At 72.6% G+C, this 23,538-nt stretch carries 16 protein-coding genes; 11 read left to right on the top strand and 5 right to left on the bottom strand.

The window, feature by feature from the left end; translation table 11 throughout:
• The first annotated feature begins 84 nt into the window (after positions 1 to 84).
• The 4 genes from ACWCP2_RS33140 (at position 85) to ACWCP2_RS33125 (ending at position 3,342) form a co-directional block, all read left to right on the top strand.
• Positions 85 to 897, top strand: coding sequence for a carbohydrate ABC transporter permease (locus ACWCP2_RS33140; RefSeq protein WP_450912264.1), 813 nt, complete (start codon positions 85 to 87; stop codon positions 895 to 897).
• Positions 898 to 972: 75 nt separating this feature from the next.
• Positions 973 to 2,400: a GH1 family beta-glucosidase gene (locus ACWCP2_RS33135; protein WP_450912261.1), complete on the top strand. Its 1,428-nt coding sequence runs from the start codon at positions 973 to 975 to the stop codon at positions 2,398 to 2,400.
• Between the two features lie 38 nt (positions 2,401 to 2,438).
• Positions 2,439 to 2,768 (top strand): hypothetical protein, encoded by a 330-nt coding sequence (locus ACWCP2_RS33130; protein WP_450912260.1) that lies wholly within the window; start codon positions 2,439 to 2,441, stop codon positions 2,766 to 2,768.
• 142 nt (positions 2,769 to 2,910) lie between these two features.
• Positions 2,911 to 3,342, top strand: a complete 432-nt coding sequence (locus ACWCP2_RS33125; protein ID WP_450912259.1) for a VOC family protein — start codon at positions 2,911 to 2,913, stop codon at positions 3,340 to 3,342.
• A 69-nt stretch (positions 3,343 to 3,411) separates the two neighbouring features.
• Here the strand turns inward: ACWCP2_RS33125 and ACWCP2_RS33120 are convergent, their stop codons facing one another.
• Complete coding sequence (locus ACWCP2_RS33120) at positions 3,412 to 4,662, bottom strand: saccharopine dehydrogenase C-terminal domain-containing protein (protein WP_450912258.1); 1,251 nt, start codon at positions 4,660 to 4,662, stop codon at positions 3,412 to 3,414.
• Positions 4,663 to 4,810: 148 nt separating this feature from the next.
• Between ACWCP2_RS33120 and ACWCP2_RS33115 the strand changes: the two genes are divergently transcribed.
• Positions 4,811 to 5,578 (top strand): TetR/AcrR family transcriptional regulator, encoded by a 768-nt coding sequence (locus ACWCP2_RS33115; protein WP_450912257.1) that lies wholly within the window; start codon positions 4,811 to 4,813, stop codon positions 5,576 to 5,578.
• Here ACWCP2_RS33115 and ACWCP2_RS33110 read toward each other — a convergent pair.
• Positions 5,526 to 6,530, bottom strand: a complete 1,005-nt coding sequence (locus ACWCP2_RS33110; RefSeq protein WP_450912256.1) for an ArsR/SmtB family transcription factor — start codon at positions 6,528 to 6,530, stop codon at positions 5,526 to 5,528. The genes ACWCP2_RS33115 and ACWCP2_RS33110 overlap by 53 nt on opposite strands.
• A gap of 250 nt (positions 6,531 to 6,780) precedes the next feature.
• Here ACWCP2_RS33110 and ACWCP2_RS33105 point away from each other — a divergent pair, with 250 nt between their 5' ends.
• Positions 6,781 to 7,221, top strand: coding sequence for a VOC family protein (locus ACWCP2_RS33105; RefSeq protein WP_450912255.1), 441 nt, complete (start codon positions 6,781 to 6,783; stop codon positions 7,219 to 7,221).
• Positions 7,222 to 7,237: 16 nt separating this feature from the next.
• Here the strand turns inward: ACWCP2_RS33105 and ACWCP2_RS33100 are convergent, their stop codons facing one another.
• Entirely contained in the window at positions 7,238 to 7,843 is a 606-nt protein-coding gene (locus tag ACWCP2_RS33100; protein WP_450912254.1) for a hypothetical protein, read from the bottom strand.
• Between the two features lie 454 nt (positions 7,844 to 8,297).
• Here ACWCP2_RS33100 and ACWCP2_RS33095 point away from each other — a divergent pair, with 454 nt between their 5' ends.
• A complete protein-coding gene (locus ACWCP2_RS33095) occupies positions 8,298 to 9,518 on the top strand; it encodes an acyltransferase family protein (RefSeq protein ID WP_450912253.1) in 1,221 nt (406 codons plus the stop codon).
• 36 nt (positions 9,519 to 9,554) lie between these two features.
• Here ACWCP2_RS33095 and ACWCP2_RS33090 read toward each other — a convergent pair whose 3' ends face one another.
• A complete protein-coding gene (locus tag ACWCP2_RS33090) occupies positions 9,555 to 13,595 on the bottom strand; it encodes an nSTAND1 domain-containing NTPase (RefSeq protein ID WP_450912252.1) in 4,041 nt (1,346 codons plus the stop codon).
• A gap of 348 nt (positions 13,596 to 13,943) precedes the next feature.
• Between ACWCP2_RS33090 and ACWCP2_RS33085 the strand changes: the two genes are divergently transcribed.
• Complete coding sequence (locus ACWCP2_RS33085) at positions 13,944 to 17,330, top strand: S8 family peptidase (RefSeq protein WP_450912251.1); 3,387 nt, start codon at positions 13,944 to 13,946, stop codon at positions 17,328 to 17,330.
• Here the strand turns inward: ACWCP2_RS33085 and ACWCP2_RS33080 are convergent.
• A complete protein-coding gene (locus ACWCP2_RS33080) occupies positions 17,315 to 18,373 on the bottom strand; it encodes a GlxA family transcriptional regulator (protein ID WP_450912250.1) in 1,059 nt (352 codons plus the stop codon). The two genes, ACWCP2_RS33085 and ACWCP2_RS33080, sit on opposite strands and share 16 nt — an antisense overlap.
• A gap of 70 nt (positions 18,374 to 18,443) precedes the next feature.
• Between ACWCP2_RS33080 and ACWCP2_RS33075 the strand changes: the two genes are divergently transcribed.
• From ACWCP2_RS33075 to ACWCP2_RS33065, 3 genes are all read left to right on the top strand, one after another.
• Positions 18,444 to 19,787 (top strand): MFS transporter, encoded by a 1,344-nt coding sequence (locus ACWCP2_RS33075; protein ID WP_450912249.1) that lies wholly within the window; start codon positions 18,444 to 18,446, stop codon positions 19,785 to 19,787.
• Between the two features lie 37 nt (positions 19,788 to 19,824).
• Positions 19,825 to 20,316 carry a hypothetical protein gene (locus ACWCP2_RS33070; protein WP_450912248.1) on the top strand — a complete coding sequence of 164 codons (492 nt, stop codon included), beginning with the start codon at positions 19,825 to 19,827 and terminating at the stop codon, positions 20,314 to 20,316.
• A gap of 192 nt (positions 20,317 to 20,508) precedes the next feature.
• Positions 20,509 to 23,451, top strand: coding sequence for a discoidin domain-containing protein (locus tag ACWCP2_RS33065; protein WP_450912247.1), 2,943 nt, complete (start codon positions 20,509 to 20,511; stop codon positions 23,449 to 23,451).
• Positions 23,452 to 23,538 lie beyond the last annotated feature (87 nt).

Raw genomic sequence — 23,538 nt, 5'->3', positions numbered from 1 at the left:
CGCCAGGCAGTCCCGTGAGCACGCTGGAAATCTGCCCGGGCTTGGCCCGTGAAGAGCCCCGGGGGCGACGGGGCCGGGAGGACGATGACGGGCGGCTGGATCGCCTATCTGATCCTCGGATGCGCCCTGCTGGTCTCGGCGTTCCCCTTCTACTGGACGATCGTCGCGGCGAGCCGGTCCAACGCGGACCTGGCGCGGGTGCCGCCGAGCCTGCTGCCCGGCCCGAACCTGATGAAGAACGTCGAGGCGGTCCTCGAAGAGGCCGACATCGGCAAGGCGCTGCTCAACTCGCTGATCGTCTCCGGGTCCGTCACCGTGGGCACGGTGCTCTCCTGCACGCTCGCCGGCTTCGCCTTCGCCAAGCTGAGGTTCCGCGGCCGGGGCGCGCTCCTGGCGTTGACGATCGGGACGATGATGATCCCGCCGCAGCTCGGGGTGATCCCGCTGTTCATGCTGATCGCCGAACTCCACTGGGTGAACCAGCTCCAGGCGGTGATCCTGCCGGGTCTGGTGTCGGCGTTCGGGGTGTTCTTCATGCGCCAGTACCTGATCCAGTCGTTGCCGGACGAACTGATCGAGGCGGCCCGCGTGGACGGGGCCTCCACGGCGCGCATCTTCTGGTCGATCGTGATCCCGATCGCGCGGCCGGGGATGGCGGTGCTCGGGATGCTCACGTTCATGGCGGCCTGGAACGACTTCTTCTGGCCCGTCATCGCGCTGTCCTCGCAGGAGCCGACCGTGCAGGTCGCCCTGCGGCAGCTCGGCGGCGGATACGTCAACGACCAGTCGGTCATCATGGCCGGCACGCTGCTCGGCACGCTTCCCGTGCTGCTCGTCTTCGGCCTGCTGGGCCGGCAGATCGTCGGCGGCATCATGCAGGGAGCCGTGAAGGGCTGAAGCCTGCCCGCCGGCCCGGCCGGCTCTCCCTCCGATCCGCCCTCCTCTTCCCCTACTTCCTGGAGTGTCCGTCCCATGACCGCTGTCGACGCCCGCCCGGCGACCTCCACGGGCACCCGCCCCGGGACCGGTACGGGGCTCCTTTTCCCCGCCGGATTCCGTTGGGGCACGGCCACCGCCGCCTACCAGATCGAGGGGGCGGCCACCGAGAACGGCCGGACGCCCTCCATCTGGGACACCTTCAGCCGCACGCCCGGCAAGGTCCGCAACGGTGACACCGGCGACATCGCCGCCGACCACCTGCACCGGATGCCCGACGACGTGCGGCTGATGAAGGAGCTCGGCGTCACGGACTACCGCTTCTCCGTCTCCTGGCCCCGGGTCCAGCCGACGGGACGGGGCCCGGCCGTGGAGCGCGGCCTGGACTTCTACCGGCGTCTGGTGGACGAGTTGCTGGCGAAGGGGATCAGGCCTGTCGTGACGCTCTACCACTGGGACCTCCCGCAGGAGCTGGAGGACGCGGGCGGCTGGCCCGAGCGGGACACCGCACACCGGTTCGCGGAGTACGCGGACCTGGTGGCCCGCGCCCTGGGCGACCGGGTGACGACGTGGACCACGGTGAACGAGCCCTGGTGCGGGGCGTTCCTCGGGTACGGGAACGGGGTCCACGCCCCCGGCCGCACCAGCGACCTCGCCGCACTGCGCGCCGCCCACCACTTCAACCTCGCGCACGGAGCCGCGGCCCGCGTGCTGCGCGAGCGCCTCCCGTCCACCGCCGAGATCTCCCTGACGCTGAACCTCCACGCCCTGCGCCCGCTGACGGACACCGCGGCGGACCGTGACGCGGTGCGGCGGATCGACGCGGTGGCGAACCGGATCTTCGTGGACCCGGTCTTCCACGGGCGGCTGCCGCAGGACCTGGTGGAGGACACGGCGGGGATCACGGACTGGTCGTTCGTGCGGTCCGGCGACTTGGAGGTCACCTCCACCCCGATCGACTCGCTGGGCATCAACTACTACTCCCCCAGCGTGGTTTCGGCGGGCTCGTCCGCCTCCCCCGCCCCCTGGGCGGGCGCCGAGGAGCACGTGGCGTTCAGCCCTGCGGCGGGCCCGCGCACGGCGATGGACTGGCCGGTGGACGCGGACGGCCTGTACGAGCTGCTGACCCGGCTGCGGGACGAACTCCCCCACCTGCCGCTCCTGGTGACGGAGAACGGGGCGGCGTACGACGACTACGCGGACCCGGAGGGGCAGGTCCACGACCCGGAACGGGTGGCGTACCTGGACGCGCACCTGACGGCCGTGCACCGGGCGATCCGGGACGGCGTGGACGTGCGCGGCTACTTCCTGTGGAGCCTGCTGGACAACTTCGAGTGGTCGTACGGGTACAGCAAGCGGTTCGGCATCGTCCACGTGGACTTCGCGTCCCAGCGCCGGACGGTGAAGGACAGTGCGCGCTGGTACGCGGACGTCATCGCGCGGGGCGGGCTGGCGCGGGAATGAGGGGCTCCCTCCCGCTCGCGGCGTCGTAGTCTCGGGCGGTGCACGAAAACGAGATCAAACTCAAAGCCATCGCCGCACTGACGGCCCTGCGCGCGGACGTCGGCGAAGGCCTCGCCTCCGAGCTGCTGGCGGAAGTGACCCCCGGTCACTTCCTGGTGCCGGAGGGAGCCGCCCCCGAAGAGGTCGGCGGCGCCGTGCTCGATCAGCTCTCCGCGCCGCTCAGCGCTCTGGTGAACGGTTTCATCGCCGCCTTCGCGGCAGTCGCCTACGCCTACGACCAGACCGGCGCGGAGCCCGGTACCGACGCGATCCTGCAGGAACTCGCCCTTCGCCTCGCCCGCGAGGAGGGCGGTCAGGAGTCACCCTGACCGCCCTGCACGGCAGCCCCGGCCGGAGATCCTCCCCACCCACCGCCAGATGTGCCGCGTACCGCGTTTCGGCTCGCACACGGGCGCCCTTTGGGCGACGGTGGACCTTCACTGCACCATTCGTGTTCCGAGGAGATCCGTCATGAACTGGACGCTCGAAGTGGTTCCGGTCCCCGTCACCGACATGGACCGGTCGAAGGAGTTCTACGCGGACAAGGCCGGCTTCACCGTCGACCTCGACAGCGAGGTCGCGCCCGGCATCCGCATCATCCAGCTGACGCCGCCCGGCTCGCGCTGTTCGATCGCGCTGGAGCACGGGATGCCCCCGGCGCCCGGCACGCGCCAGATGGCACCGGGCACGCTGCAGGGCCTGCAGCTCTGCGTCACCGACATCGAGGCCGCTCGGGAGGAGCTGACGGCGCGCGGGGTGGAGGTGTCGCCGGTGCGGCACATCGGCGAGAAGGGCTGGGAGGACGGCAAGGGCGACACCTGGAACTCCTTCCTGACCTTCAGCGACCCGGACGGCAACGGCTGGGTGGTCCAGGAAGCGCCCTCGGAGCTGTCGGAACGCTGACGGGTCCGACGCCCCAGCGGTCCGCCCCGCCCCCCACGGCCTCCAACGCGGAGGGACACCCCTGCGGCGCTACGCCGGGCCCGGGGCCGGGCTCGGGTCCTGTTCCCGGATCGCCCAGGGGGATCCGTACGCGGTGAGCAGGTCGAGGAAGGGGCGGGGCGGCAGGGCCTCCGGGCCGAGGACCCCGGACCCGGACCACGCCTCGGTGGCGAGCAGTTCGAGGGCGACGACCGGGTTGACGGCGGTCTGCCAGACCACGGCCTGCGAGCCGTACTCGCGCATGGACCACTGGTTGTCGACCACGTGGTAGAGGTACACCTCGCGGGGCAGGCCGTCCTTGGTGCCCTTGACCCAGGTCCCGGCGCAGGTGCGGCCGGTCATCCGGTCCCCGAGGGTCGCCGGGTCGGGCAGGCAGGCCGCGACCACGTCGCGCGGTGAGACGCGGACCGGGCTGCCGTCCTCGCCGCGCACGGTGACCGGTTCGGTGGAATCCAGGCCGAGCGCGTGGAGCGTCTTGAGCTTGCCGATGAAGTCGTCGCCGAGGCCGTACTTGAAGGTGACCCGGCGGGCTCCGACCCAGCGCGGGACGAGGAGGACCTCCTCGTGCTCGACATTGACGCACTCCACGGGCCCGATGCCCTCGGGGAAGTCGAAGACCTCGGGCTCGCTGAAGGGTTCGGTGGTGAACCAGCCGCGCTCGCGCTCGTACACGACCGGGGGGTTCAGACACTCCTCGATCGTCGTCCAGATGTTGAAGGACGGTGCGAACTCGTATCCCTCGACGGACAGATCGGCCCCGTCCCGGATGCCGATCTCCTCGATGTCGTCGAAGAGCTCATCGGCCGCGTAGCGGGCGAAGACGTCCGAGAGCCCGGGCTCCACCCCCATGCCGACGAGGGCGAGCCGGCCCGACTTCTCCCACTCCGCGGCCCGTTCGAACTGCTCGTCGCCGAGCTTCACCCCGCAGGTGCCGTACGGGTCCTCGGCGTGCGGCCGGGACAGGGACATGGCCATGTCCACGTAATGGGCGCCGGCCGCGAGAGCGGCATGGAACAGCGGCATCACGAAACGCGGGTCGGTGGCGTTCATCAGGACGTCGCACCCGTGCTCGGTGAGCAGCCGGGCGACTCCCTCCTCGTCGGAGGCGTCCGCGCGGCAGGCGGCGAAGCGCTGCTCCGCACCGCCCAGGGCGGCGACCGCGGCCTCGGCGCGGGCCAGGTCGTAGTCGGCGACGACGAATCGGTCGAAGAAGCCGCGGCGGGCGGCGATCTTGACGATCGCGCTCCCGACACCGCCGGCGCCCACAAGCAGAACACGCATGACGAGGTCCTTTCTCGGTGGGGCGTGCGCCCCAGGGGGCTGATGGAACCGCCTGCGAAGAGTTAAGGTCAATGGTGTTGGCATAAGGCCGCGGCCTGCGGCCGCAACCGCGGCCGGGGCACCGAACAGTCCAGGGGGCGAGTCCGCGATGCCGAAGGACGTGGTTCCGGAGGAGGCCCGCCGGCGGCGGCGTCCGACCCGGCAAGGCACGGTGCTCACCGAGCGGCTGATCGTCGAGACGGCGCTGCGGATGGTGCGGGAGCACGGAAGCGCGGGCCTGACCGCCCGGCGGCTCGGCGCCGCCCTGGGCGCGGACCCCAGCACCCTCTACCGCTACTTCGACGGGATGGACGGGCTCACGCTGGCCATCGGTGAGGAGCTCATCGGCCGGGCCCTCGCCGGCTGGGTCCCCACCGGGCACTGGCGCGAGGACCTGCGTTCCCTGGGCCTGCGCATCCACGGCGCCTACCTCGCCCATCCCCAGGCCGCCCTGCTGACGGCGAGCCGGGTCAGCGGCCGGCCCCGGGAGATCGCGGCCGACGAGGCCATTCTCGGCAGTCTGCGCGGCGCGGGGTTCGGTGACGAGGGCGCCGTGCGGATCTACCACGCCTACATCGACCAGTGCCTGGCCTTCGCGGCGCTCGACGCGGGGTCCCTGGCCTTGACCGAGCAGGCCCGGGAGTCCGACGAGGAGCGGTGGGAGTCGACGTACGCCCGCCTGCCGGCCGGGACGTACCCGAACATCGCGGCCACCGCCGGACTCCTCGCGGCCCGGATGCCGCACAGCGCCTATCCGGTCGCGCTGGACATGCTGCTGGAGAGCGCCGAGCGCGAGCTGGCCGGAGCGGGCGGGGGCTCCGGGGTCAGCCGTGCTCGGTCAGCGGGCTCCGCAGGAGCTCGGCGCCCAGCGGAGTGACGGTGTGCACCACCGATTTGCCGCGTCGGCTGGTGGTGATCAGATGGGCGTTGCGCAGGACGGTCGCATGCTCGCTCGCCGCCGCGATCGACACGTTCAGGCGGCGCGCCAGCTCGGTGGTGCTGCACCCTTCGGTGGCCACCTTCAGTGCGGCGGCCCGGGTGCGCCCCAGCAGCGCGCCCAGCGACTGGTCCGCGGCCCGTGCCGCATCCCACAGCGCGGCGGCCGCCGCCGCGTCGCCGAGGGTGGGTATGGCGAGGGTGGGCGCCGCGGTGCCGTCCTGGGTGTCCCACAGCAGGGCCGCGCTCCGCCACAGGAAGACCGTCGGCGCGATGACGAGTCCGCGGCCCCCGAGGTGGGCCTCGACGTGCCGGTGGTACTGCACTTCGAGTACGGGCGGCCGCCAGCGCGCCAGGGGGGCGCACATGCTCTCCAGCAGGCGTTCGATCCCGCCGTCGAGCACGGTGCGGGCGAAGGTCGCCCGGACGCCCTCCACATGGGATCTCGCGCTGTTCCAGTAGGGGGCGACGAGCGCCTCGTGGCAGGCGGCGAGTCCCGCGGCGTAGTCCTTGCGGGCTTCGAGGTCGCCTCCCGCCAGGTTCCGGGCCCATGCCAGCTGGGCGGGATGGAAGTCGATGTGTTCGAGCTCGGTCAGCAGCATGGCCGGCGATGCCCGGAGCAGGTTCTCGATGCCCTCCTCGACCGACGGAGTGTCGCCCATCAGCACCGTCAGGTCGATGTCCGGGCCGTCCAGGGCCAGCAGGCTCGTGAACGGGCGGGCCCGCGCACCCAGCCGCCCTCGGACCGCCGCCTGCCAGGGGTGGAAGGGCAGGGCCGCGGTGGCGCAGTCGCGCAGCAGCCTCAGGCTGTACATCGTCTCGGCGGCCACGCCGACCGTCACGGCCACGCGGGTCCGGGCGAGATCCTCGGCGGTGAAGTGAATGCGCAGCACCGAGCATCCCCCCACCCTGTCCGCTCCAGCACCACGTGATCGTCCAGCGCAGTCTGTGCCCTGCCGGAGGCTCCGTCCAGCACCCATTTCAGCCAAGCCCGATGGTCCGCGCGCGGACAACACCCCGGCCCCGCGCGGCCGGCCCTCGCCGGAGGTCGTGCCGCGGGAGGATGTCGAGAACGCGCCACCGGTTACGTCCCAGGGGTGTCAGTGGCCGCCCCCGGCCGCACGAGGAAGAGGAGAAGCCCGCATGGCGATTCAGCGGATGGACAACGTCGGGATCGTCGTCGAGGACTTGGACGCCGCCATCGCGTTCTTCGTGGAACTCGGTATGGAGCTGGAGGGCAGGGCCGAGATCGAGGGGCTCTTCGCCGACCAGTGCACAGGGCTCGACGGTGTGCACTGTGACATCGCGATGGTCCGGACGCCCGACGGGAACAGCCGGCTCGAGCTGGCGAAGTACCGCAGCCCGGCCGTCATCGGCACCGGGCCGAGCAAGCGGCCGCACAACGTCCTGGGGACGCACCGCGTCATGTTCGCCGTCGACGACCTCGAGGACACCGTGGCCCGTCTGCGTCCTCACGGCGCCGAACTCGTCGGTGAGATCGCCCGGTTCGGCGACAGCTATCTGCTCTGCTACCTCCACGGCCCGGAGGGGATCATCATCGGGCTGGCCGAGGAGCTGAGCTGAGCCGGGGCCTCGCGCTTCAGCCCCGTAGGCCCACCCGCCGCAGTGCGACGGCGGCGAGATCGGCGATGACGGGCTCGTCGCCGCGGCGCCAGGCATCGGCGAGCCCTCCGGGCGGAACGGGCAGCGCGGCGAGATCGCCCAGCGGGCCCGTCAGGGCGCGCAGCGCGAGCAGGTCGGCGCCTCCCGGGGCCTCGAGCAGGCGGCGCGTGGCGGCGCTGCGGCGGATCCAGCGCAGCCGCGGCGGGAGCCACAGCAACAGCACGAAGGCGACGGGGATGACGATGAGAGCCGTGGTGGTGAGTGTGGCGACCTGGGCGACGGTGTCCTGAAGCGACTGTCCGGCGTCGGCGAACCCGGTGCTCGCGTCGGCCGCGGACTGCAGTGGCGTCTTCAGCAGGTCACCGACGAGCGGCACCTTCGAGGCCGCGTTGCCGGCGTTGCCCAGTTCGGTGGCCAGGCTGTCGCCGGAGCTCTCGACCTTCCGCCCCGGCTCGGCCAGCAGCATGATCGTTCTGCGGACGGCGAGGGCGAAGGTCACCGCCGCGGCCATCAGGAGGACCGCGATCAGGTCCGCGAGGATCTGGCGGTTCCGACGCGCCGGGGTCTGGGCGTAGATGCGCATCGAGGGAACTCCCGTTCACGTCGCGGTGGCGAGGGGTGCGGTTGCGGTCCCCCGGCCGGGCAGGAACCGCCGGTCGCCCACCTCGCACTCGACTCTTCCACTGCACGGCGCGGCCAAACCCCCGACACACGCTGTACGCGGCGACGACGGCGACCCGTTCGGCGGTGGCGGGGGCCGGCTCCGTTTTTCGCCGCACCCTACGAATTCACGACACCATCGCGGCCATCGAGACCGCGCCACGCCAGGCCCGAGGCTAGAATCCCTGCGGCGCCCTCGGCCTTCACCGGGCGCGGCATCATGGGCAGCGGTTTCGGAACGGGGAGGGGAGCCGGGCCCGCCGGGGTGAGGTCTCGCACGGGGCCTCGCCCCTTCGCATGCCTGGGACGCGGCTCACTTCCAGGTGGTGCAGATGTGCACAGCAGTCCAGAATCCACCAGCAGAATGCGATGGACCCATGGCCCAGGCCGCAATAAGACCGACCGAGGGGCATGTTCCGACCACGCCCGAAGCCTCCGGCCCGGCGCCCGCAGAGACGGCCGGGCGCAGATCCACGCCCCGCCTGTACGCGCTCGACGGGCTGCGATTGATCGCCGCCCTCGCCGTTCTGGCGTTCCACTGGACGGCCTTCGCGGGGGTGCCCCAGATCTGGGGCGGCAAGGTCCCGTCCGACTTCATGCCGCACATCGCCCGGTTCACCTCGTACGGCTGGCTCGGCGTGCAGCTCTTCTTCATCATCAGCGGCTTCGTGATCTGCATGAGCTGCTGGGGGCGCAAGCCCGGCGACTTCTTCGTCTCACGGGTCATCCGGCTCTTCCCCGGCTACTGGGCGGCCGTCCTGCTGACCGCGGGCGTACTCCTGCTGGTGCCGCACCTCGGCCGGCCCAAGGCCCGGGCCGGCCTGGAACTCCCCACCGTGCTCGCGAACTTGACCATGTTCGTCGACCCGCTCGGCCACAAGTACATCGACGGCGTCTACTGGACGCTGTGGATGGAGCTGCAGTTCTACCTGCTCTTCGCCATCGTCGTGACGATGGGCCTCACCTACCGCCGGGTCGTCGCGTTCTGCGGCATCTGGGCCGCCGCGGCGCTCCTCGCCCCGCAGACGAAGATCCCGCTCCTGGAGAGCTTCGCCATGCCGCAGGAGTCCCCGTACTTCATCGCGGGCGTGGCCATGTTCCTGATGTACCGGTTCGGGCCGAACCTGCTCCTGTGGGGCATCGTCGGATTCACGTGGCTCGTCGCGATGAGCCGAATAGAGGGGATGAAGCACGCCTACGAGAAGGCCACGGGGCACCCGCTCTCCTGGGCGGTCGTCGCCACCGTCATCACCCTCTGCTACCTGGTGATCATCGTGGTCGCCCTCGGGTACCTGGACCGGGTCCAGTGGAAGGGGCTGACCGTCGCCGGCGCCCTCACGTATCCGCTCTACCTCATCCACCAGGAGGCCGGCTGGACCTTGATCCACTGGCTGCGCACCCTCGGGATCGGATCGGGCGCCGCCCTCGCCGTCTCCCTGGCCGTCGCGCTCCTCACCGCCTGGCTCATCCACCGCCTCGTGGAACGACCGCTCAGCGGTCTGATGAAGCGCGGGCTGGACAAGTCCCTCGCCACGATGCGTGCGGCGTCCGACCCCCGCGAGCAGCAGCCCCAGCATCCCCAGCGGCAGCAGCACTAGCGCCGGCGCTTCGCGCCGCGCGCCGCGCGGGCGCCGTCAGCAGGTCTTCCGGTACGGGAGGTCCGGGAGGTAGGTGCGCCAGTCGGCCCGGGACAGTCCCGTTCCGGCACGGGTGCAGACGGACTCCGCGAGCCGGGCCGGAGCCACCTGGTGGGTGCGGACGGTGCTGTGCTCGCCCGCGCTGTACAGGGTGCGGCCGTCGGGAGAGAAGGCGACGGCCACGATCCCGTCGCCGGGGGTCGGCAGCGGGGATCCCAGGGGCCGGCCCGCGTCCACGTCCCAGAGCCGGAGCGTGCCGGAGGCGGCCGCCACGGCCAGGGTCCGGCCGTCCGGGGAGAAGGCCAGGGCGGTGACGGCCTTGACGGCGTCGGAGCCGACCGCGTCGAACCCGGCCGCGTCGAACCCGCCCGGGAGGGTGGCCAGTCGCCGTTCGGCCTGTCCGTCCCACAGGGTGACCCCGCCGGCCGTGTCACCGACCGCGAGGCGTGCGCCGTCGGGACTGTAGGCCATCACCCCGCCGCGTTCCACGGCCGAGCCCCGTTCGGTGCGCCGGCCGGTGGGGATGTCGTAGGTGGTCGAGGAGGTCGCGAGGAGCCGGCCGTCGGGGCGGACCGCGACCCGGGAGGACCGGTCGCTCCGGAGGAGTACCACCGGGGAGTTCCGGTCCTCGGTGGGGCTCTGGGGCAGGGTCCGGCGGCCGCTCGCCAGGTCCCGGACGTCCAGGGCGTCCACGCCGGCGCGCGTCGTGAGCAGGGACCGGCCGTCGGGTGAGATGGCCATCGCGGTGATGGGCATCCGGGCCGCGCGCGGAGGTTCGGGGTCCGCGGGGAGCGGGCGGGCCGTGTTCGCCGGTATGTCCCACAGCGCCGGCTCCTCGGCGCTCTCGCGCCGTTCGGTGGCGGCCTCCGGGCCTTCGGCGAAGTCGGTCCGGGCGTGGGCGAGGGTGTGCCCGTCGGGGGTGAGGGCCAGCAGGACGCGGCAGTCGTGTTCGGTGGGCGTTCCCGTCGGCGATCGCGTGCCGGCCTCGGTGGACCCCGGTGCGGTTGTCGGGCAGTCGGCCGACGGGGTGCGGGCGGTGCGCCGGCCGTCGGCGACGGCGTAGGCCTCGGCCCAGGTGCTGTCGCCCTGCCGTCGGTCGACCGCGACCGTCGTGGCGTCGGCGCTGAAGGTGCCCGTCGATGCCGGCGCCGCGGTCCAGGCCGGTGTCGTGGCCGGTCCGTAGGAGATCGTCCGCACCACGGTGTCACCGAGCCGGCGTTCGGTCAGGTACCTGATGACCCCGTCCTGCGGGTCGATCCGGAGCTGGGAGGCGGCCCCGTTGGCGAGGGAGTACCGGAACACCGGCCGTTCGGGCGCGGCGAGCCGCCACATCAGGATCTCCCGGCCGTCGACGGCCGCGGCGAACCGGCCGTCGGGGCTGGTGGTCATCTCGGTCAGGCCGGGGTGACCGATCCGGACCGGTTCCCCGCCCGTGATCGGGTCCCACACGCTCAGGCCGTCCGGCGCCTGGACCATGAGGCCGGCGCCGTCGCCGGTGAAACGGAACGATGCGACGGCGCACCCGCCCGGCCGGGTGGCGGGCAGTTCCGTGCCCCGGGCCACGTCCCACACCCTCAGGGGCACGTCGGCCCGTGCGAAGGGGCTCGCCGCGTCCCCTCCCCTGGCGCACACGGCCAGGTGGCGTCCGTCGGGGCTGAGGGCCCACATCGGATGCCGCCCGGTCGGCACCTCCAGCAGGGTCCGGCCGTCTCGTACGTCGCGGAGCGAGAGCCGGCCGGCGGCGCCGTCCATGTCCATGTTCGCGACCACCTGCTCGGCGGCCGTCCAGGCGATCGAGGCACCCGCCCGCCGGGGCGAGGCGTCCACAGCCGTCCCGGACACCAGGTCCAGTCGACGGGCCCCGGTCCCGCCTCCGTGCTCCACGTCCTCCCCGCCGCCCTGCAGCAGGGCGGTGCGGCCGTCCGGGGAGATCCCGCGGAACAGGGTGGTCCGGTCGAGGGCCGTCGCCGGTCCGATCGCCGTCCTCTTCCTGACGTCCCAGGCGCGTACGGAGTCGACGTCGACGGTGACCGCGGTGCGGCCGTCCGCGCTCAACCGGACCGGGAGCGCCGGGTGGGAGGTCCAGGGGCCCGCCTCGTCCGGCACGTCGTAGGCGTCCGTCTCGGCCTGGACGGAGGCCGCCAGCAGCGCCGACCGGGTCTCGGCGGTCTCGGCGACCCGCCAGGCGGCCAGGCTCAGCCGCATCGCCAGCGCGGGGTCGGAGCTCCGTAGCCCCTCGGCCACGGCCGCCAGTTGACCGGCGGCCAGCTCCTCCCCCTTGACCCGCCGGATCTCGGCGTCGACCCGCTGGCGGACGTTGTCGCGGCCCTGCTGCCAGGCGGTCGTGCTCGCCACCGTGAGGAGGACCAGGAGGAGGGCGACGACGGAGGTCACGCCGCGGCGGATGCGGCGCGCACGGGCCCGGAAGGCGAGGCCCGCGCGCAGGAACTCCCGCTCCGGTGTGACCAGTTCGGTGGAGCGGGCATTTCCCTCCGCGAACGTGCTCTCGGCCTCGGCCAGTTCCCCTCCGCGCAGGAGCGCTCCGGTGTCGCGTCGGCGGGTCAGCCAGTTCTCGGTGGCCTGGGTCAGCCGGCGGTGGCGGCGCAGCCGTTCGCGGTCGGTGTCGATCCAGCCGCTCAGCCGCGGCCATGCGGTGATCAGGGCCTCGTGCGCCAGGTCCACGACGTCGTGGTCGAGGGTGACGAGGCGGGCCCGGGCCAGCCGGTCGAGCACGGCCCCCGCCTCGGCGGCCTCCGCGGAATCCGGGGGCACGAGGGTGTCGCGGGGTACGGGCCGCCGCGTGTCGGGGGTTCCATGGCCGGGGGTTCCCTCTCCGGGGGTTCCCTCTCCGGGGGCTCCGTCGCCGGGGGTTCCCTCGCCGGGGGTGATCAGGTTCAGCAGGAGGCGCCGCGCGACGGCGGCGCGGTCGGGCCCGAGTTCCGCGTACACCTCCTCGGCGGTCTGGGCCAGGGCTCCGCGCAGCCCACCGGCCGCCTCGTGGCCGGCCAGGGTGAGCGTGCGTCCGCGACGGCGGCGCCAGGTCTCCAGCAGGGCGTGGGAGAGCAGCGGCAGGCTGCCGGGTTCCCGGGTGACCTCTTCCACGAGCCGGGCGGTGAGGGCGCGTTCGACGGTGAGGCCGGCCGCTGCGGCGGGGCGCACGATGGCGCCGCGCATCTCCTCGGCGGTCAGCGGGCCCACGGGGAGGGTCGCGGCCCGGGCGGCCTCGGCGAGAGCGGGGTGGGCCAGGCAGTTCGCGTAGAAGTCGGCGCGTACGCCGAGCACCACGCGGATCCGGCTTCCGGGGTGGCGGGCGGCGAGGAGGGCCGCGAGGAACTCCTCGCGTTCCTCGGGGTCCGCGCAGAGCGTGAAGACCTCTTCGAACTGGTCGACGATCAGCCAGGTCTCGCCCTCTGCGGCGGCCGGGGCGAGGACCGGCGCGTGGGTGCGCATCGGGTGTTCGCCGGGGGTGAGGACGCGCAGGGCCGCGGCGGGCGGCAGCGGCGGCGCCGAGCGGCGCAGCCGCGGGATGAGACCGGCCCTCAGCAGGGAGGACTTTCCGCTGCCGGAGGGGCCGAGGACGACGGCGAAGCGGTGTTCGGCGACCAGGGCCGTCAGTTCGGCGGTCAGGCGTTCCCGGCCGAAGAACACCGGCTCGTCCTCGGGTTCGAACCGTGTCAGGCCCCGGTAGGGCGGGGTGCCGCCTCCCTCGGCGCCGCGCGCGAGGGAGGCCAGGGCTCCGGCCTCGGCCTCGGCCTCGGCTTCGGCCTCGGCTTCGGCCTCGCGCCAGCGTCGTTCCCATTCCGTCCGGGCGCCGCCGCAGACCTCGGCGTAGGCCAGCGTCACGGGCAGGCTCGGGAGCCGGTTCCCGGCGGCGGCCTGGGAGAGCGCGGTCACCGAATAGCCGGCCCGCGCGGACAGTTCCCGGTAGGGGACGGAGCCGGCCTCGCGGCGCAGTGCGCGGAGCTCACCGGCGAACCGGGCCACGGGACCGGCCTGTGGATCGAGCGCCTTCTCAGGCCTTCCCGCGCCGCTCCCCATGCTGTTCCCCTCCCCACCGATCAAGATCCTTTCCACCGTAGGAGGGGAACCCCGGCAGCCACAAGGGCCTCGTCAGCCACGGAAAACAATTGTTCAGCCGCCCGGATGGAGGCTGCTGAACAATCCGCGAGCCGGTGGACTGCTGTCGTACCCCGGTCGCCGAGCGGCCCGGACGGCTCGCCCCGTCCGCCCCTGCATTCCCCCTGGGGGCGGGTGGGACACGGGTCGTCCGGGCCCCGGCGGCCGGCGTCACCCACGCCACGCACACACCGCGTACGCCTCGTACGCCACACGACGGGATGCGTGCCGCGGCTCAGGCCGCCGTGCACGCCTTCCACAGGAGCAGAGTTGTTCATACGGACACGCACGCCTCGACGCGCCGCCGGGGCCCTCGCCCTCGCCACGGCCGTCGTCGCCCTCAGTACGGGACTGACCGGCCCCGCGGGGGCGGCATCCGCCGCCTCCTGGGCACCTGGCGCCCCGGCCACCGCCACCACGGGTACCCCCGTGACCGTCACGCTGATCACCGGCGACCGGGTGACCGTCGACGGCAGCGGCGCCCTCGTGCGCTTCGAACCCGGCAAGGGCCGTGAACGCGTACCGGTCGAGATCGAACGCGCCGGCGGCCGCACGCTGGTCCTGCCCGCCGACGCCCGGGCCCTGCTGGCCTCCGGCAAGCTGGACCGTCGCCTCTTCGACGTCGCCGCGCTCGCCGACCCGACCCTGCGCAAACTGCACCGCGGCGGACTCGGCCTGATCGTCCAGTACGAGGGCGACGCCGCGGCGGCGCGCACGGAACTGCGGTCCGCGGCCGGCAACGCGGCGCAGCACGTCCTGCCGACCGTCAACGCGGAAGCCCTCGTGGCCTCGCCCGCCGATGCCACGAAGGTCTGGGAGGCGCTGACGAATCCCACGGCGCGCGGGGCCCGCGCGGCCGGAGCCGGCATCGGCACGGTCTGGCTGGACGGGGTGCGCAGGGCGAGCCTGGACAAGAGCACGAAGCAGATCGGCGCCGACCGGGCCTGGCAGGCCGGGTTCGACGGCAAGGGCGTGAAGATCGCCGTCCTGGACACCGGCGTCGACAAGACGCACGCGGACCTGAAGACCCAGGTCGTCGGGGAGAAGAACTTCTCGGACTCCCCCGACGCCGCGGACCGCGTCGGCCACGGCACCCACGTGGCCTCCATCGCGGCCGGGACCGGGGCCGCGTCCGGCGGACGCCTCAAGGGCGTCGCGCCCGGCGCCAAGGTGATCAGCGGCAAGGTCCTCGACGACAGCGGCTACGGCAGCGATTCCGCGGTGATCGCGGGCATGGAGTGGGCCGTCGCCGAGGGCGCCGACATCGTCAACCTCAGCCTCGGCAGCCGGGACTTCCCCGGCGTCGACCCGGTCGAGGCCACCGTCGACAAGCTGTCGGCCGAGAAGGGCGTCCTGTTCGCGATCGCCGCCGGCAACGACGGCCCCGGCGCGTCCACGGTCGGCTCGCCCGGCAGCGCCGACGCCGCCCTGACCGTGGGCGCCGTCGACGGCAAGGACGTCCTCGCCGGCTTCTCCAGCCGGGGCCCGCGCGTCGGCGACGGCGCCGTCAAGCCCGACCTCACCGCGCCCGGCGTCGGCATCACCGCCGCGGCGGCCGCGGGGAGCAAGCTCGACACCGACCCCGCGGCCCAGCACCCCGTCCCGGGTTACCTGGTGCTCAGCGGCACCTCCATGGCCACCCCGCACGTGGCCGGAGCGGCGGCGCTGCTCAAGCAGAAGAACCCCGGCTGGACCGGGACCGAGCTCAAGGGCGCACTGACCGCGTCCACGAAGGACGGCGCGACCGGCGTCCAGCAGCAGGGCACCGGCCGCGTACAGGTGGACAAGGCCCTCACCCAGACGGTGATCACCGAGCAGCCGTCGGTGTCCCTCGGCACGGCCCAGTGGCCGCACGCCGACGACAAGCCGCTCACCAAGAAGATCGCCTACCGCAACCTCGGCAAGAGCGCGATCACCCTCGACCTCGCGGTGGCGGGCACCGACTCCCGGGGCAAGCCCGCCCCGGCCGGTTTCTTCACGCTCGGCGCCAAGAAGGTGACCGTGCCCGCGGGGGGCCGGGCCGAGGTCGCCCTGTCCGCCGACACCCGGCTCGGCACGGTCGACGGCGACTTCTCCGCCTACGTCACCGCCACCGGCGGCGGCCAGTCGGTGCGCTCGGGCGCGGCAGCCGTCCGTGAGGCCGAGGCGTACGACGTCACCATCACGACGGTCGACCGCGACGGCCGCCCCGCCCGCGAGTTCTCCCATTCCCTGTTCGGGATCGGCGGCGCCGCCGACGGCATCTGGGAGGGCGTCAGCAACGAGACCGGCACCCGCACCCTGCGCCTGCCCAAGGGCACCTACGCCCTCCACGGCGCCGTGTACCAGGACGGCTCGGACCTCACGAAGGGCGTCGACTGGCTGGTCCAGCCGCGACTGGAGGTCGCCGGTACCACCAAGGTCAAGGTCGACGCGCGCACCGCGAAGCCGGTGGACATCACCGTGCCCGGTCTGGCCACGGCCGACTTCGCCCTTCCGTACTACGAGCAGAAGGTCGGCGTGGGCCACCTCGGCAACGGCTGGGTCCTCCCGAAGGGCTACACCGGGTTCCGCTCCGCCCACATGGGTCCGGCCGTGACCGACGGCTCGCTCACGCAGAGCTGGCTCGCGACCTTCCTCAAGGCGCCGGCCTCCCAGTACAACGTCGCCCTCGGCGGCGCGACGAACCGTCTCGCCACCGGCTACGTGCGGCACCTGAAGGCGACGCAACTGGCGAAGCTCTCCGTGGAGATGGGCTCGCCCGCCCGCGGCAAGTCCGGCTACGCCTACGCCGCCCCCACCCTGCCCGGCATGTCCCAGGGCGACTTCTACGGGGCGGTCCAGCCCGCGCCCGGCACCCGTACCCTGCTGCTCTCCGCCCTCGACGGTGCGACCTGGCGCAGCGGGTTCTGGCAGCTCGGCGCGCCGAACGCCGACGGTGACCAGCGCGTCGAGGCGGACCAGGCCTCCCTGCAGCCGAAGCGCTACAAGGCCGGCTCCTCGTACCGCGAGACCTTCAACACCGGGGTCTTCGGACCGGTCCTGGGCAAGGGCCTGGGCGTGTTCCGCAGCGCGCCCGACCCGGAGACGGGCAAGCAGACCCTCACCGGCGCGGTGCCGCTGTTCGGCGACGGCTCCGGCCACACGGGCTCGTCGGCGCTGACCAAGACCGCCACGACCCTGTACCGCAACGGTGTCAAGGTCGCCGAGAACGAGGACGCGCTGAGCGGCTGGGAGCCCTTCACCGTCGACGGCGCCGACGCGAAGTACCGGCTGACCACCTCCGTCGAGCGGTCCAAGGACGTCTCCGCCGTCTCCACCCGCATCGACACGAGCTTCACCTTCCGCTCCGGCCAGGTCGCCGCGCGCACCGCGCTCCCGGTCTCCACGGTGCGCTTCGACGCTCCGCTCGACCTCGCCTCCCGCGCTCCGGCGGGCAAGGTCACCCGGATCCCGGTGACCGTGCAGGGCTCGGCCTCCGGAAAGAACCTCGCGTCGCTCACGGTCTCCGTGAGCCTCGACGGCGGCGCGACCTGGAAGCAGGTCGAGGTCACCGACGGCGCGTTCTCCGTCCGGAACCCCGCCAAGAACCAGGGGATCTCCTTCCGGGCCAAGGTCAGCGACAAGCAGGGCAACGTCTCCGAGGTCACGATCATCAACGCTTACCGGGGCAAGTGATCCCGCTCCCGCTCCTGCGCCCGTCTGCCCGCCACCTCGTGTGGCGGGCGGGCGGGCTCCTTCGCGTCCGCCCGGAAGGCCCGCCGGTAGGCGGCGGGTGTGGTGCGCAGGGCCTCGTGGAAGCGCCGGCGCAGGTTGACGGCCGAGGAGAGGCCGACCCGGTGCGCGATGGTTTCCACGGGCAGGTCGGTCTCTTCCAGCAGGGCCCGGGTGGCGGCGATCCGCCGGTCCAGCAGCCAGCGTCCGGGGCTGATGCCCAGCTGGTCGGTGAAGCGCCGGGTCAGCGTGCGGGCGGAGACCTGGGCGCGGACCGCCATGTCGTCGACGCTGACCGGCTGGTCCAGCCTGCCGGTCAGCCAATCCAGCAGCGGGGCCAGCGAGTCGGCGACCGGTCCGGAGGTGGGAAGTTCGGCGTACTGGAGCTGGCAGCCCTCGCGGTGCGGGGGCATCACCATGTGGCGGGCGATCCGCATCGCGTACGCGGCGCCCTGGTCGGTGCGCACCAGGTGCAGGCAGAGGTCGACGCCGGCGGCCGATCCGGCGCTGGTCGCGACGTCGCCGTGGTCCACGTACAGCACGGCGGGGTCGACCTGGACCCGCGGGAACCGGGTGGCCAGTTCGGGGGCCTGGGCCCAGTGGGTGGCGGCCCGCCGGTCGTCCAGCAGTCCGGCGGCGGCGAGCACGAAGGCGCCCGAGCAGATGCCGACGATCCTCGCGCCGCGGCCGTGGGCCTGCCGGACCGCCGCGATCAGGGTGGGTGACACCTCGGTTCCGGCGGGCTGTTGCCAGCCCGGGACCAGTACGGTGTCCGCGCGCTCCAGGGCGTCCAGGCCCGTCGTGACCAGGAGGTCGTAGCCGGCCTGGGTGCGCACCGGGCCGGGGTGCTCGGTGCAGACCTCGAACGCGTAGCGGGTGGGGATGGCCGGGCTGTGATCGGCGAACACCTCGGTCGCGCAGGCCAGCGGGAAGGTCGACTGCGGGGGCTGCAGGACGGCCACGACCCGGTGGAGTGCAGGGGACTTGGGCGGCGTACGAGACGTCATGGCGCGAAAGTACCCCATCGTGTCGGTCAGGACACTGGAGCGGGGAATTGGTCTAGTCCAGCATCGTTCTGTGACGACCGTAGAGAAGCAGAAGCAGAAGCAGACGCAGACGCAGACGCAGACAGCGCAGGCAGCGCCGCCGACCGATCCGCCAACCGCCAGGCCCTCCCTGTGGGACCGCCGGTTCACGCTCTACTTCACCGCCCGTGCGGTCTCCCTCGTCGGCGACGCGATGATGCCGGTGGCCGCCGCGCTCGCGGTCGGCCCGCTGTACGGGATCTCCGGAGTCGGCCTGGTGCTCGGCACCTGGACGGGCACGTTCGTCCTCCTGGTCCTGTTCGGCGGGGTGTTCGCCGACCGGGTGGGAGCCCGCCGGATGATGGTGGGGGCGGACCTCGTCCGGGTGGTCACCCAGGGCGTGCTGGCTGCCGCGTTCTTCGCCGGGACACCGCCGTTCTGGCTGCTGGTGACCATGGCGGCCGTGGCCGGCGCGGCCGTCGCGATGTTCCAGCCGGGCGTGAACGGCATGGTCCCCCTGGTCGCACGGGAACCGCAGCGGGCCAACGCCACGCTCAAGGTCGCCGACGCGCTCGCCCAACTGCTCGGCCCCGCCCTGGCGGGACTGCTCATCGTGCTCACCGGCGCCGGGACGGTGTACGCCATCGACGCGGGCACCTTCGCGCTCAGCGCCCTGTGCCTGGGGCTCATCCGCTTCTCCCCCGCGCCCGCATCCCCGGGAGCATCGGCCGACGCCGCCGCCCCGAAGCCGGCTTCGCTCCGGCGCGATCTGCGCCAAGGGTGGCGGGAGTTCCGCTCCCGTACCTGGATGTGGGCGGTGATCCTGATCTGGGTGGCCTACGGCGTACTGCTCTTCGGCCCGATGGTGCCTCTGAGCTCAGCGGTGATCGGCGCCCGGCTCGGCCCGAACGCCTACGGCCTGGCCGTTTCCTCCCTCGGCGTCGGCACCGTACTCGGCGGTCTGCTGGCACTGCGACTGCGTCCGGCCCGGCCGCTGGCGGCCGGCGCGCTGGCCATGACGCTGTTCGCGGTGCTGCCGCTCTGCGTGGCGCTGGGCGCCGGGCTGCCGGCGCTGCTGGCGGGTCACGTCATCGGCGGCGGCGCCTGGGCGTTCTGGTCGGTGATGTGGGCGACCAGCGTGCAGACCCACACGCCGCCCGAAGTCCTCAACCGGGTCACCGCGTACGAGCTGGCCGGCTCGGTGTCCGGCATCGCGCTCGGCCAGATCCTGGCGGGCCCCGCCACCGGGCTGGCCTCCCCGGAAACACTGCTGCTGGTCTCCGCCGGCACCTGCCTGGCCGGCTGTGCGGCACTGCTGTCGATCCCTGCCATCCGCACCCTGCGCCGCGTCCACCGCGGCGTCAGCACGGACGGCGCCGACAGCACCGATCGATAGGCTGCGAGGTCCTCGGACGGACCGACCGGAGAACGTGATGGACCTGATCCTCGACCCGCCGAACGGTGTGCACCCTTTGCGTTTGGGCATGTCCTTCGGCGAGGCCATGGCCGCCGTGGCTCCGTGGGGCGAGCCGCGGGTCGTCGGGCCGCGCCCGGCACGCCCGCAGCGGCGGGCGCTGGGCTCCTTCGACGGGGTGGGCTACACCGCCTTCTTCGAAGCGGACGGGCGCCTCGACGCGGTCGAACTGTGGTGGCCGGGCGAGGGGAAGGCCACGACCACCCGGGTCCTGTTCGACGGCCACGACGTGTTCGCCGACCCCGCGGAGAGGATCCTGCGCCGGGTGCGCGAGCGCGGCTGGAGCGTGACGGCCCCGGACACCGGGAGCCTGGCCGTGCCCGGCGTCTCGCTCGGCTTCACCCGCCAGACCGCGCAAGAAGTCCCCCGCGACGCCGCCGGACTGCCCCTCTCCTTCACATCCGCGCTCGTCGCGGGCGCCGGCCACTACGACTTCCTCACCGCTTCCTGAGCCGTACCGCCGGAGCTTGCCGACCGCAGGAGCGGTCCGGCGTCGCCCACGCGAGCCTGCGCTGCGGACATTTATTGCGGCCTCGCGTCTGTTTTTTGCGCAGGATCATAGACTTCCTCCATGTGGAGTCGTAGCGTCCCGGGTTGAGCCACTTCCGCTCCCGCCGATCGAGCCGCAAGGACGTGCGTGCCCGTGCCTCAGCCCCCACAGAGCAGTCCCCCGACACCCGAGCAAGTCCGCTCCCTCAGACGGCGGGCCAGCGCCGTCTTCCTGGCCCTCTCCCTGACCGGAAGCGCCGCCCTGACCGCCCTGACCTTCGGCGCCGCCCCCGCGGCGCACGCCGCGGGGGTGCCCGCACCCTCTCCGATCGGCATAGCCGGGCGGGGGGCGAGCGTGCCGTTCACCGAGCTGGAGGCCGAGTACGCCGCGACGAACGGGGCGCTCATCGGCCCCGACCGGCTCTACGGACACCTCCCCTCGGAGGCGTCCGGCCGGCAGGCCGTGACCCTGAACGAGGTCGGCCAGTACGTCGAGTTCACCCTGACCAAACCCGCCAACGCGATGTCCCTGCGCTACAGCCTCCCGGACACCGGCGACGGGAAGGGGCGCGACGCGACACTGGACGTACGGGCGAACGGCCAGTCGGTGAAGACCCTTCCGGTCACCTCGAAGTACAGCTGGTACTACGGCGGTTATCCCTTCAACAACAACCCGGGAGACACCAACCCGCACCACTTCTACGACGAGTCCCGCACCCTGCTGGGCTCCACCTACCCGGCGGGCACCAAGATCCGCGTGCAGGTCACCTCGACCGCGCAGTCGCCCTCCTTCACCATCGACCTCGCCGACTTCGAGCAGGTCGCCCCCGCGACCGGCAAGCCGGCCGGGGCGCTCGACGCCGTCGCCGACTTCGGCGCGGACCCGACCGGCGCCACGGATTCCACGGCCCGCATGCAGGCCGCCGTGAACGCGGGACAGGCGCAGGGCAAGACGGTCTACGTCCCGCCGGGCAGCTACACGCTCTACGACCACGTCGTCGTGGACGGGGTCACGGTCCAGGGCGCGGGCCCCTGGTACTCCGTCTTCGGCGGGCGCGACCCGGTCAACCGCAACCGCGCCGCCGGCTTCTACGGCAAGTACGTCCCCGGTGGCGGCTACACGGGCCCGGTCCGGTCCCACGAGGCGAACGGGCCGAGCAGGAACGTCACCCTCAAGGACTTCGCGATCGTCGGCGACATCCGCGAGCGCATCGACGACGACCAGGTCAACGCCCTGGGCGGGGCGATGTCCAACTCCACGGTGGACAACCTCTGGATCCAGCACGTGAAGGTCGCCGCCTGGATGGACGGCCCGATGGACCGCTTCACCATCCAGAACAGCCGCTTCCTCGACATGACGGCCGACGGCGTGAATTTCCACACGGGTGTCACGAATTCTCGCGTCACCAACACGTTCGTGCGCAACGCCGGTGACGACGGTCTGGCCTCCTGGCCGCAGGACAAGCCGAACACCAACATCAGCTTCGACCACAACACGGTCGTGCTGCCGATCCTCGCCAACAACATCGTCACGTACGGCGGCAAGGACTTCACCATCTCGGACAACGTCATGTCCGACACCATCAGCAACGGCGGCGGCCTGCACATCGCCAACCGCTACCCGGGGGTCAACTCCGGCAAGGGCACCGCGGTGGCCGGCACCATCACCGCCGCGCGCAACACCCTCATCCGCACCGGGAACAGCGACTTCAACTGGAACTTCGGAGTCGGTGCGATCTGGTTCTCCGGGCTGAACGAGGCCGTGCAGGGCGCCAGCATCAAGATCTCCGACACGGACATCCTGGACTCCTCGTACGCGGCGATCCACTCGATCGAGGGGCCGATCAGCGGGGTGGAGTTCTCGGACGTCAACATCGACGGGGCCGGGACCTACGCCATCCAGGCCCAGTCCAACCTCACCGCGAAGTTCACCCGCGTCACCGCCAAGAACATCGCCCAGTCGGCCACCCCGATCCACAACTGCATCGGCGCCGGCCTCCAGATCACCGACGGCGGGGGCAACTCCGGCTGGAACACGGGGCAGACCTGCTCCGGTGTGTGGCCCGCGCCGGTGTGGACCAACGGCGGCGTGCCCAGCAACCCGACCACACCTCCCACCACTCCCCCGACCACCCCGCCCACGACTCCCCCCACCACGCCGCCGACGACCCCGCCGACGACGCCTCCCACCACCCCGCCGAACGGCAACCTCGCCCAGGGCAGGCCGGCCACCGCTTCCTCGGCCGTCCAGTCGTACACGGCGCCCAACGCCGTCGACGGCAACGCCTCCACCTACTGGGAGAGCAACGGGAACTCCTTCCCGCAGACCCTGACGGTGGATCTCGGTGACACCAAGCGGGTCGGAAAGGTCACCCTCAAGCTGCCGCCCTCCTCCGACTGGGCCACGCGGACCGAGACCCTCGCGGTGCTCGGCTCCACCGACAACTCCGCCTGGTCCACGCTGCGCGCCTCCGCCGGGGTCACCTTCAATCCCGCCTCCGGCAACACGGCGACGCTCACCCTCGACGCAGCGGACGTCCGCTACGTACGGCTGAACGTCACCGGCAACACCGGCTGGGCGGCCGGACAGATCTCCGAGTTCGAGGTCTACGCAGCCGGCGACGGCACCCCGACCACGCCGCCGACCACGCCGCCCACCACCCCGCCGCCGACCACCCCGCCGGCCGGCACGAACCTCGCGCAGGGCAAGAGCGCGACCGACACGACCCACACCCAGGGCTACGTGGCCGCCAACGTCACCGACGGGAACTCCGGCAGCTACTGGGAGAGCAACAACAACGCCTTCCCCCAGTCGCTCACCGTCGACCTCGGCTCCGCCCAGACCGTCGGCCGACTGGTACTGAAGCTCCCCGCGGCCTGGGGCACCCGCAGCCAGACCCTCTCCGTGCTCGGTTCCACCGACAACGCGGCCTGGTCCACGCTCAAGGCCTCCGCCGCCTACACCTTCACCGAGGGGTCCAACACGGTCACCGTCACGCTCCCCTCGTCCGCCGTACGCCACCTGCGCCTGACCTTCACCGGCAACACCGGCTGGCCCGCGGGCCAGCTGTCGGAACTGGAGGCGTACACCTCGTAGCGCGTCCGCGCATCGCACACCGCACACCGACGGCCGGCCCGGCTCCCCCCGGGCCGGCCGTTCCACCGGTTTGGCCGGTCGCCACTC

It is taken from the genome of Streptomyces sp. NPDC002104 (assembly GCF_053593795.1).
The sequence above is the reverse complement of the archived record's forward strand: the minus strand, read 5'-3'. Positions and strand labels throughout refer to the sequence as shown.